Origin of the sequence: Bacteroides sp. AM23-12 (assembly GCF_003434395.1) — a bacterium.
Lineage (GTDB): Bacteria > Bacteroidota > Bacteroidia > Bacteroidales > Bacteroidaceae > Bacteroides > Bacteroides thetaiotaomicron.
Map to the genome: position 1 here is coordinate 1 of NZ_QTLF01000055.1, position 12,720 is coordinate 12,720.

General features: G+C 40.6%; 7 protein-coding genes. 3 read left to right on the forward strand and 4 right to left on the reverse strand.

Annotated features, from left to right (window positions below):
- The 3 genes from DW640_RS22320 to DW640_RS22335 form a co-directional block, all read left to right on the forward strand.
- The coding region (locus DW640_RS22320; protein ID WP_147326402.1) for a murein hydrolase activator EnvC at positions 1-535 on the forward strand (535 nt) is incomplete at its 5' end.
- 23 nt (positions 536-558) lie between these two features.
- Entirely contained in the window at positions 559-4,596 is a 4,038-nt protein-coding gene (locus DW640_RS22325; RefSeq protein WP_117578965.1) for a hybrid sensor histidine kinase/response regulator transcription factor, read from the forward strand.
- A gap of 589 nt (positions 4,597-5,185) precedes the next feature.
- Positions 5,186-6,286: a family 43 glycosylhydrolase gene (locus DW640_RS22335; RefSeq protein WP_008763732.1), complete on the forward strand. Its 1,101-nt coding sequence runs from the start codon at positions 5,186-5,188 to the stop codon at positions 6,284-6,286.
- A 62-nt stretch (positions 6,287-6,348) separates the two neighbouring features.
- Here the strand turns inward: DW640_RS22335 and DW640_RS22340 are convergent, their stop codons facing one another.
- From DW640_RS22340 to DW640_RS22355, 4 genes are all read right to left on the reverse strand, one after another.
- Complete coding sequence (locus DW640_RS22340; RefSeq protein ID WP_022470163.1) at positions 6,349-7,056, reverse strand: DUF3823 domain-containing protein; 708 nt, start codon at positions 7,054-7,056, stop codon at positions 6,349-6,351.
- A 20-nt stretch (positions 7,057-7,076) separates the two neighbouring features.
- The gene (locus DW640_RS22345; protein ID WP_008763734.1) at positions 7,077-8,942 is read right to left on the reverse strand and encodes a RagB/SusD family nutrient uptake outer membrane protein; all 1,866 of its coding nucleotides are present in this window, start codon (positions 8,940-8,942) and stop codon (positions 7,077-7,079) included.
- A gap of 6 nt (positions 8,943-8,948) precedes the next feature.
- Positions 8,949-12,146: a TonB-dependent receptor gene (locus tag DW640_RS22350; RefSeq protein ID WP_008763735.1), complete on the reverse strand. Its 3,198-nt coding sequence runs from the start codon at positions 12,144-12,146 to the stop codon at positions 8,949-8,951.
- Between the two features lie 124 nt (positions 12,147-12,270).
- Positions 12,271-12,720 (reverse strand): DUF1793 domain-containing protein (locus DW640_RS22355; protein WP_117578967.1); only part of this gene is annotated, 450 nt, incomplete at its 5' end.

A 12,720-nucleotide genomic window follows, 5' to 3' on the forward strand; every position in this document is an offset into this window, starting at 1 on the left:
GGCAGCCCGCAAGAAGGCGGATACAAATGACAAAGGTGCCTCCGAAACCGGAACGGCTGCCAAACCGAAGTCGGAGCCATTGGACGCTTTTACGATGAGCAAGGCAGATCGTGAACTGTCCGGTAGCTTTGTTGCCAACCGTGGGAAACTTCCGATGCCTATATCCGGACCTTATATCATAACCAGCCGCTATGGACAGTATTCCGTTGAAGGACTCCGTAATGTGAAGCTGGACAATAAAGGAATTGATATACAAGGAAAGCCGGGAGCACAAGCCCGTGCCATCTTTGATGGTAAGGTAGCAGCCGTGTTCCAGTTGAACGGACTATTTAACGTCCTCATCCGGCATGGTAATTATATTTCCGTTTACTGTAATCTGTCTTCCGCTTCGGTGAAATCCGGCGATACGGTGAGTACGAAGCAGTCTATCGGACAGATATTCTCTGATGGCGCGGATAACGGACGAACGGTACTGCATTTCCAGTTACGCAGAGAGAAAGAAAAGTTGAATCCGGAACCCTGGTTGAATCGTTAATCTAAACATAAGACACACTTGGTATGAAGTTAACAAAGATACTGATACTTTTACTGGCCTTCTGGCTCGAACCATTGTCTGCATCTCCCTATTTCTCCTTCAAGAAATATCAGGTGGAAGATGGCTTGTCACATAATACGGTATGGTGTGCTATACAGGATAGCTATGGATTTATCTGGCTGGGCACCAGTGACGGACTGAATCGTTATGACGGTCGGGGCAATAAAGTTTATCGGAATGTATTGAACGATAAATTCTCATTGGAGAACAATTTCGTTGAGGCACTGATTGAAGAAGATCAGAATATATGGGTTGGAACGAACTCCGGACTGTATATCTATGACCGGGCAACGGACCGTTTCTCCTATTTTGACAAGACTACTCAGTATGGCGTATACGTCAGCAGTGAAATCAAGAAGATTGTAAAGACGGATAACGGACTTCTCTGGATTGCCACCTTAGGGCAGGGACTTTTTATTTATGATCCCAAGACCGAAGTGTTGACTCAGAATAGTATTCAGACCTCTTTTGTCTGGGACGTCTGTCAGAGTTACGATAAGAAGAAGGTGTATGTTTCTTCGCTACAGGAAGGACTGCTTTGTTTCGATGAAAACGGCAAATTTCTGCAATCATATAAGGTCTCATCGGACGTGAACTCTTCCGATAGTTACAAAATAAACTGTGTACTGGATGTAGAGGGAGAAGTATGGCTGGGAGCAGGCAACAATTTGTTGGGGAGATTGAACCGGCAGACTGGAACGGTTGAGAATTACATGGCTCCTTCATTGAACTTCGGGGCAGTTCGCAGCCTGCTGAAATATACGGAAAATGAACTGCTGGTAGGAACCGATAATGGACTCTATCTATTCAACCGCGAGTCGAAAACCTTCCTCCGTGCAGATAATCCGGCTGATCCGCGAAGTCTGAGTGATCAGACTATAAACGGCATGATGTGGGATGCGGAAGGTGCTCTGTGGGTATTGACGAACTTGGGAGGTATCAACTATATGTCCAAGCAGACCAAGCGTTTCGATTACTATTCACCCGCCTATCTGTCGGGGATAGCGGGAGCAGGAGAGGTGGTAGGCCCATTCTGTGAAAATAAAGACGGAAATATCTGGATTGGTACTCAGAGTGGCTTATATTTCTTCAATACCGTTACACGGGAGCTTTCGGAATATCATATCGGTGGTGTAAAGAGTCAGAAATATGATATTCGCTCTTTGATGTTAGACGGCGATTGTCTTTGGATCGGTACTTATGCGGAAGGAATACGTGTGCTTAATCTGCGTACCGGTTCGATAAAGGAATATACACACTCGCGCGGAATCCCCAATACCATTTGCAGCAATGACGTACTATGCATATATAAAGACCGGAAAGGGGAAATCTTCGTTGGAACAAGCTGGGGCTTATGCCGGTATAATCCTGATGCCGATAATTTCATGACGATTACCAGTATCGGCTCCATGATTTCCGTGGGCGATATATATGAGGATATGTATAACAATCTGTGGATTGCAACGACCAACAGCGGTGTGTTCTCCTACAATACCCTGAGCGGACACTGGAAACATTTCCAGCACGAACGGGAAGATTCGACCACCATTACCAGTAATTCGGTGATCACGGTATTTGAAGATAACAAAGGCGTGATGTGGTTTGGCACGAATGGGGGAGGATTATGCTCCTTCGATCCCAAAACAGAGGCATTTATTGAGTTTGATTCTGCGCTTCCCAATAAGGTGATCTATTCTATTGAACAAGATCAGACAGGAGATTTTTGGATATCCAGCAATGCAGGGATATTTAAGATTAATCCGATTTCTAAAGCTCATTTCCGACAGTTTACGATTAATGATGGTTTGCAGGGAAATCAGTTTATGGCACGTTCTTCTTTAAAATCTTCTGAAGGTAAACTATATTTTGGCGGAATCAACGGCTTTAATGTTTTCCAGCCGGAACGTTTTGTGGATAATTCCTACATTCCTCCGGTATATGTGACTGATATCCGTTTATCCTATCTGAATGACGAACAGGAAGTGAAGAAGCTGCTTCAACTGGGGAAACCGATTTATATGGCTGACAAGATAACCTTGTCTTATGAAAATAATAGTTTCACGATTCGTTTTGTGGCGTTAAGCTATGAAGACCCGGCACGAAACAGATATTCCTATATATTAAAAGGAGTAGATAAAGAGTGGATTACCAACTCCGAGAACAACTCTGCTTCTTATACCAATCTGCCTCCCGGAGAATACGAGTTCGAAGTGCGTGGCTCCAATAATGACCATCAGTGGAACGAGAAAACGACTACTCTGCGGGTAGTGATTACTCCCCCTTGGTGGCGTAGTTCTTTCGCCTATTTTATTTATATTCTCCTGTTGATGGGCTGGATTGTCTGGATTGCATGGCGCTGGAATCTTCGCGTGAAGCATAAGTACAAACGTCGGATGGAGAAATATCAGATTGCTAAAGAACAGGAAGTTTATAAATCAAAGATCGGCTTCTTCATTAATCTGGTACATGAGATACGTACCCCTCTCAGTCTGATCCGATTGCCTCTTGAAAAGTTGCAAGAGATAGAACATGAAGGAAAAGAAGCTAAGTATCTGTCTGTAATAGATAAGAATGTAAACTATCTTTTAGGGATTACCAATCAGCTGCTCGACTTCCAGAAGATGGAAAACGGAGCTTTGCAACTGAATCTGGTAAGTTGCGATATTAAGGAAATAGTGAATGATGTATATAGTCAGTTCACCAGTCCTGCCGAGTTAAAGGGAATTGAACTGGTATTGACTCTGCCCGAGCAGGAACTGGTATCAATGGTCGATCGGGAAAAGTTGAGTAAGATACTGGTGAATCTGATGGGCAATGCGATAAAATATGCCCGTACGCGTATCGATTTGAAACTCGTGACAACTGATGCGGGATATGAGATATATGTGAGTGATGACGGTCGTGGAGTACCGGATGCCCAAAAGGGAAAGATATTTGAAGCCTTCTACCAAATGCCGGATGATAAAGTCGCTACCGCCACAGGTACCGGTATCGGACTGGCTTTTGCGAAATCTCTGGCAGAAGCCCATCAAGGCAGCCTGCGCCTTGAAGATAACGAACCGCAAGGCTCCTCGTTTATATTATCTCTTCCTTTAAGCGAAAAGAAGGCAGAAGAAGCTGCTGATATCGTTGAGGTTCATTCCGAAAACGAAGGTTCGGCAGAGAATATTCCTTCAGAGTTCTCCGGAAAGAAATTCACCGTATTGCTGGTAGAAGATAATGTCGAACTGTTGAATCTGACGCGTGACTCGTTGGTTGCCTGGTTCCGTGTGCTGAAAGCTCCGAATGGTCGTGCGGCACTTGAGATACTCGAACAGGAGAGTGTAGACGTCATCGTCAGTGATGTGATGATGCCGGAAATGAACGGGCTGGAACTCTGTAGCAAAGTGAAATCGGAAATCGACTATTCACATATTCCGGTCATCTTACTGACGGCAAAAACGACGCTGGAATCTAAGGTGGAAGGACTGGAATGCGGAGCCGATGTGTATATTGAGAAGCCATTCTCTATCAAACAACTGCATAAGCAGATCGAGAACCTGCTCCGGTTGAGGCAGTCTTTCCATAAGCTGATGGTTAGTTTGTCCGGGAATGCCAATCAGGCCTCGGCAGAACTTGCGATGACTCAGAGAGATTGTGAGTTTGTTGCCAAGATACAGGAAGTGATTGCCGACCAGTTGGCAGACGAGAATTTCTCCATCGATACTCTTGCAGAGCAGATGAACATGAGCCGTTCCAACTTCTATCGGAAGATAAAAGCATTGTCGGGAATGTCGCCCAATGATTATCTGAAGGCCCTCCGTATGAATAAGGCAGCTGAGTTAATTCAGGGCGGTACACGTATTTCCGAGGTTGCGGCACAGGTTGGATTCACTTCCTCCTCTTATTTTGCCAAGTGTTTCAAGGCACAATATGGAGTTCTCCCGAAGGAATATGTCAATCAGTTGTATGCTTCCGATACAGCGGTAGAAAGCACTCCGGATGCCGATTCTACCATTTGATTTATCATCAGATGTATGAAAGAAGCATGCAGGGCTTGACAAACCGTTTTTTATGTTGTATATTTGTAAGTGAGAACCGGAAGTAAATTCGATAACATTGATAATATAGACGAAAAATGAGTAATAATAAGTACAATATAATAACAGATTGCAAGCGTTTCCATTTCGGATAATGCTTGCCGGATAGTCTGATACAAGCTAAGGGCTGCGATTCTTTATGGGAATTGCAGCCCTTTTTGTTGCTTAAAATTAATATTTGTTGCTGAAATAACGATGCTCGGGTTTATAATAAACTTGGGGGACGTTTATAATAAACGATGAACGAATTTATTAATAAATGATTCGGAAGAAGTATATAAACGGTTAATATATTTCGTGTGAAAGTGTGTAATGATGCCAAGAAACTTTCTGTTTTTATTATTAATGGGTAGTTTGTCTTTACATTCTCTTTTTTCTGTTTTCCTGTCATCAGCAGGATGTGTCACGATGTAATGACGAGAATGATATTCCAAACTTAATTTTTATTTTCGCTTTATTAACTATTAATGAAAAAAAAGTCTTTTCTTTGTATCATCTTAAAAATGAAACTATGAGAATCAATTTATGTTTGTTATTATTCCTTGTTTTGCTGAACATCTCTTGTAATTCCAAACGGGCGGGAAAAAAAGAAGATGTTGAAAAAGATACTTATGCCAATCCATTATTTATGGAAGGGGCTAATTCAAGCGCGATTTACCATAATGGTAAATATTATTATACCCATGAAACTAATGAGCAAATATATCTGTGGGTAACCACCGATATTACCGATATGGCTCATTCCACTTGTAAAGAGGTCTGGGTGCCTAAAGATCCTTCGAATAGCCATAACCTTTGGAATCCGGAAATACGGAATATCAATGGTAAATGGTATATCTATTTTGCTGCCGATGATGGAAATACAGATAATCATCAGATTTATGTGATTGAGAATGATTCTCCTGACCCTATGCAGGGAGAGTTTCGCATGAAAGGAGCGATCATGACCAATCCCGATTGGAACTGGGGAATACATCCCTCAACTTTTGAACATAAAGGGGAGCTTTATCTTCTATGGTCCGGGTGGCCTAATCGGAGGATAGGCAGTGAAACACAATGCATCTATATTGCCCGCATGGAAAACCCCTGGACATTGGCTACGGAAAGGGTTCTGATTTCGAAGCCGGAGTATGAATGGGAACGGCAGTGGGTAAATCCGGATGGCGGGCGGACTGCTTATCCGATTTATGTAAATGAAAGCCCTCAGTATTTTCATTCCAAAGATAACCGGACTGTCATTGTCTATTATGCGGCAAGCGGTTGCTGGTCTCCTTATTATTGTACCGGAATGTTGACTGCCGACGCGGATAGTGACTTGCTGAATCCGGCTTCCTGGAAGAAGAGCCCCGTTCCTGTATTTCAACAGAGACCGGAAGATGGAGTGTATGGCCCGGCTAACCTTTCCTTTCTTCCTTCGCCTGATGGAACGGAATGGTATATATTGTATCAGGCAAGAAGTGTTCCTAGCGGTAATACGGGAGAGTCGGAAAGTCGCAATCCACGATTGCAGAAGATAGGATGGGATGCTGATGGAATGCCGGATTTGGGAGTCCCTTTACCGGTGAATACTCCGTTACCTAAACCATCTGGCACAGTTCCGTTTACTCCTTGAGTTAGAATAAATGATAAGAGGGTGTCCGAAGACACCCTCATAAATAAAACTGAAATATAGTTCTATTTAAGTCTAAATACTTCCGAATAAATTCCTTGATCAGACCCTTTGGGCCACAGGCAAATACGTCCAAACAATGTTCCTCTTTTTAAAGCTGTTTGGAACATACTGTTATTAGTATAATCTTTGGTAGTAAAACTATATATCTTACCTGTTTCGTCGTATTGTGCTAAATTTTCAGTTTCGTCATAACGATCTACATTATGTTCAGCATCACTCAAGAATTGTGTGGTACTTAATAACATAATCATACGATCAATTCCAGTACCTGCTATTTTATTTACTTTAAATGAAGCATCAACTTTATTACCATTCAGAGCTATTTTAGCATCTTCTATTAAGTAATAAGGAGTTACTTCAACATCTTGTGTGGCAAGTCCATTTAATTTTATCTCTATAGTATCGCGTCCCTCATCACTCCAAGGTCCATTGCCAGCCTTCGTTATTAATTGATATTGTCCATCAAAGATACAGATAGAGAACTCTCCATCTTGGTTTACAAAAACCTCTACAGGATCATGTTTTTGATAGCCACGTTGGTATAGCTGCAATTTGACTGCTTCGTTGCCACGTAATTGTAAAGCCTCTCCTTTATAGACCACACGGCCTTTTATAAAGGAGGTAGGTTCGTCATAATTATCTTTGCTGCAGCTTATTAATGCAAAAATGGATAATATGACTATTGAATATATTTTAAATGTTGTTTTCATCTTCATTGTTTCTTATTAAGTTACTGATAAGGATTCTTCACTAACTTTGGATTATTATTAATCCAGCCGTTATCAATTTCTGAATAATATTGTGCTTCTGTACATTTTAACGGACGGCGCCATAAATCTAACTTTTGCATATCTTTTTCAATAAATACCCACTTGCCATCGTTAGGATCACCTGAAGCAACCACTTTGAATGGCCATAGTCCTAAGCGTTGTGAAGTTCTTGCTGTTGGTTCACCAGTCCATATTTTGCTTGCCTCCATCCAGCGTTTCAGATCCCACCATCGATTACCTTCAAATGCAAATTCTACTCGGTATTCATGCATGATTTTCTCATGATCAATTGTATTTAATGACGAGATTCCAGCCCGATTACGAACGGCATTAATATACTTCAGTGCATCTGTATCAGTATTATCCCGTGATAGCTCCCAGCTAGCTTCAGAGGCAATTAGATAAGCCTCTGCTATACGGAAATAAACATTCCACATTTCGGAACCACGTCCAATAGTACCTGCTGAAGGTGTAGCATCCAAATATTTGCGCACGTAGAAACCGGTACGGTTTATTTCTCGGTCATTACCGCCGAAAGGACCATTATTAGCTGTAATCAACCTGCCATCCTCGTCATAAGAATTACGGGCTCCAGTCACTTCAGACCATGAACCATTTTCTTTTCGCAGTTGCCCAGCTTGTAATTCAATAACCTTACTGTCAAAAGTTGCTCCAGGTACAATGATAGAACCCATTAGGCGTGGGTCACGTTCCATGAATAGTTCTGTTGGTTCGGTAAAGAATTTCGGATTTTCAAGGGTACCAATTTCAAATGGTATACTCGTCCCTTTTTGTTCTTCCGTGGCATCAAGTGGTTCGAAAGCCTCAACTAGATTTAGTAAAACAGATAAACGGTCACTTCCAGTATCTTGTTCTATACTTTTGGGCAGGTTTCCTTTAGTGAACTGATGTGTTTGCCCCGGAGAGACATAATCACGACACCAAATGACTTCTGTATTACCATCTTTTTGGCATACAGCTTTATAGAAATTGTCCGCATATGCTTTGTGAGTTTGCTCTGATGCCAGCATGAGCTTGTAAGGTCCATTTTCTATAACATCTTTTGCAGCGGCCAACGCTATTTTATAGTATTCTTGGGCTTTGGAAAAAGGTATACCTACTTCTCCACCATTCGTGCGCAACTGCGGATGTGCCTCGGCCGTGTTATAAGTAGCTAATGAAGCTGCAGTTAAAGCAGCACGGGCTTCCAGCATTTTTGCTACCCAATAATTGGCTCGTGCAGAGTTTTTGTTAGTGTCTTTGGTCAACATTTTGGAGGCTTCCTGACATTCTGAGATTACATAATCGTATAAATCAGCCTCAGTAGAACGGGGTATCTGCAGAGTTGTTATATCCATTCCTGGAGTGTAATTGAATATCTCATCATTTATTATAGGTACACCACCTAAAGTACGTCCCATACAAAAATAAAGCCATGCACGAATATAGCGTACTTCACCTATATAAGCAGTTTTCGTGGCTTCATCTACAGCGTCTGAGGGTTTAATACCTTCTAAGAACTGATTAAGGTCATGTACTAGAGTATAGTCATATGTACGCCATTTGTTTCTATCAATATTCTCATCGCTATTTGTGTCGAAATGAATTACCTCGTCTAGCATTGTCCATTGATCCCAGTCATCAATACGCTGTCCTATTGTTACACGTCCATAAAAATTGGCCAATACGGATTTAACTAATGTAGGGTCTCCAAAAGTCTGATCTTGGGTTAATAACGTATCGGGCTTTGTATCCAAGAAGCCACTACAACTGCCCAATGACAACATCGTGGCAGTCATTATTGTATATAAATATTTCTTTTTCATTGTTTCTTAAAATTTTAGGTTTACGCCAATGTTTATTACTCGCATCGGAGGGTAATCCAAACCGTTGTCAGATGCACATTCCGGATCCATCACAGACAAATTGGATAAAGTCAGTAAGTTTGTGCCTGAAACAAACAGTCTTAAATTACTAATGCCAGTTCTGTTTAACCATGTTTTGGGGAATGTGTAGCCGACTTCCAAATTACGTAACTTTAAATAAGTTACATTATGTAACCAATATGAACTTTTATCATAAGCACTAGTTTCATCAGTATTTAGACGAACCATGGGGTATTTACCTGGAATTAACGGACTATTAGCATCCCATATATCAGATAAATGCCATGCATCCTTCAATACTTCATCAGGACTGTTACCATCGTTTTGGAACGGACGGGCTGTCTCATAACATTGATTCCATGATGTCATACCGGAGCCGGTCCAATCCATTGCCAAATCAAATCCTTTCCATGATGCAGAAAGATTAATACCAAAATTGAGAGTAGGAGTACTATCTACACGATACCCAATGGGACGTTCATCCAAATAATTGATCACTCCATCATTGTTTTGATCCTTATACATGATATCTCCTGGAACTACTGTACGATTCCCTTTTCTATCATTATCAACTGGATAATTGGCAATTTGCTCCCAACTATCAAAACGACCGATAGCTTCATACCCCCAATTCACATATCCTACACGATGCCAAATGCTGTTACGGTATTCATCCCACGAATTACTAAAGCGCGGCTTATATTGTTCCCAATCCCAAAAGCGGGAATAGGTTATATTACCCCCAACACTATAATTGAAATCATTGATTTGATCAGTCCACATAATAGAAGCATCAAAACCTCTATGCATATCTGATTTAAGATTCTCCTTTGGTAGACTAAAACCTGCTTCGTTCGGTATTAACACATCATAACGAGGTTCAGGAATTCCATCACGTACACGACGGAAATAATCAAATTGTATATTCAAACGGTTATTGAGAAAACCTAAATCTACGCCAATATCTAGAATCTTTGCTGTCATCCAGGATAGTGTTTGGTTAGGTAGTCCCCGAGTTGAAGTTCCTACTACCCAGTTGCCATCAATTACTGCACCCCCACTGTTGTAATTATAGCCAGGTAGATAGTCAAAAGCAGAATAGTCAGAAACAGCATCATCACCAACTTCGCCATATGAACCACGTAACTTTAAATTAGTAACGATCTCACCAATTTTGCTCTCTTTCCAAAAGTTCTCTTCAGAAACACGCCAGCCTAAAGAGGCTGATGGGAAAAAGCCCCAACGATTATCCGGACGGAATTTCCATGATCCATCCCAACGAGCTATTAATTCAACTAGGTATTTGTCAGCATAACTATAATTGATACGTCCCAAATATCCCATACGTGCCTCTGTTCTATTTCCATCATCATTAAACTCCTGAATTTCTTTCAGACGAATCAAATCCATTGCATTAGAAACTGGTGTAGAATGAATCCACATTTTAGGGCGTTTACGCTGACTTGCCTCAAATCCAGCTACAGCAACAACCGCATGTTTACCAAATTTGCGGTCAAAGTTTAACTGAAAGTTTGAAAATTGATCTTCTACCTTCTCGCGGTTGCGCTCACGATAAGGATTTGACATACGGTTGGTTACATAGTAATTATCTTTTTGTTCGTCATAACCATATAGTTCATAGGTGAATTCTTGGTTATCCAGTTCGTTATAAGCATAATAGTAGCCTAGCATTCCTTTGAATTTTAATCCTTTCAGAATCTCATATTCAGCAGTACCATTCATTTGAATTACGCGCCATACATCTGATACCTTTCCTGTAGTCTCGTAATTCAAAATAGCAAAGTTTGTTTCCGGTTGGTCGGATACTAGCTGTGGATAATTCGGGTTATCATTAGCAAATGGTCGTTTAGTTGGTTGATTTTTCATTGTTGCGAAACGAGGCAGCCATGTATCATCAGCTCCCGGTACTCCAGGATGACGACGATCTTCAATGCGTCCATTCATACTTGCCCCTACCTTGAGACGTTCATTTACATTCATTTCGATATTCATCTGTACATTTGTACGACGGAATCCACCATAATTGCGGATAGTTGCATCTTGATTAATGTGGGATACCGCTACATAATAGTTTGCTTTATCTGTACCTCCGGAGAAATTAGTATTAATATAATACTGCGGAGCGCTTACCCAAATATAGTCTTCCCAATTCCATCCTTGATATTTAGGTTCTGTACCACTCATCCATTTCTCGTATTCTTCTTTGCTGTAACGACGAGAATCGCCATTACGTCCAGAGAATGTTTCTGCTGTTACATAGGCATGAACATAATCCTTTACATTAGCTGGACTAACATATTTAGAGTTTTTCTGCCAACCATAATAAGCATTAACAGAAACTGTATTTTTAGAATTACGACTACCTTTCTTAGTTGTAACAACCACTACTCCATTCGCCGCGCGTACCCCATATAAAGCAGCTGATGCATCTTTTAGTACAGATATAGATTCAATATCATTAAAATCCATCTGACTAAATTGCCCTGTATCTGAAATAACACCATCAATTACAAATAATGGAGTACCCATGTTACGAATTTGCAAAGCTGTTTCAGCGCCAGGACGTCCATCTTGTTGACGAGTATTTACACCTGCAATTTTACCAACCAGAGCTCCACCTGCAGTAACAGCAGAAGAACGAGCAATTTCTTCAGATTTAATTGAAGAAACAGCACCCGTCAATGTTGCTTTCTTTTGTGACATACCAAATCCTGTTATAACAACTTCATCTAGAACTTGTGTATCTTCTTGTAAGGTTACAGTAATTTGTCTCGCCTCTCCCACAGTAACATTCTGTGTTTGATAACCGATAAAAGAAATTTCTAATTTTGTTTTGGGAGCTACATTTAGAGAGAACTCACCGTTTATATCAGTGATTGTACCAGTACTCCCCCCTACTTCTTTTACATTGACTCCTATTAATGGCTCACCATTGGCATCAATAACAGTACCTTTTACAATACGTTGTTGTTGGGTAGAGTTTACTATTAATGTATTTTCATCTATTATACTGGCAGCATGAGTATAGCTACCAGGTAATAATGAAAATGCAGCCAGACAGAGTGGGATACACCACATCTTATTATGGCTTAAAAACCAAAACACTTGTTCTTTACTTTTCATAGCAAATTAATTTTATCACCTGTATTATACTTTAGAGAATCAGTACAATACGGGTGGATGTTTAAAATATATTGAGTTATTTCACATTCTATTTAATTGTATCAACTTTGAACGATTATTTATTTTATTGTTTGTTTTGTACTTTATTTATTAATACTTTCATCCAGTATCCTCCAATTACTGAACGCGCTTTAAAACCTGTCATTTTGCCTGTTTTTGTATCATGCCAATCACTAATAGGTACCCGTGAAGTCGTTTCATTGATATATTTATAGAGAGGATCTATGAATTTCTTGAAAGTTTCTAAATCTGGAGACATAGCTGCAATCCACATAATCCAGTCAGACTTTGTATACTCTTTGCGAGAATCTAACGGTAACCCATAAGGATTCTGTTTCATTAAATAATAATTGACTTCTTTGCTGATTACATTATTCGAAAATAAATTCAGACTCCACATCTTATCCCAGATCATATTATACTTTTGGCTCCATGTATTCTCACGGTCGAAAGCAAGGCGGTAATGGTCACCTTCATTTGCCATTTCTTCCCATTTCACCGCCATTTTCTTGGC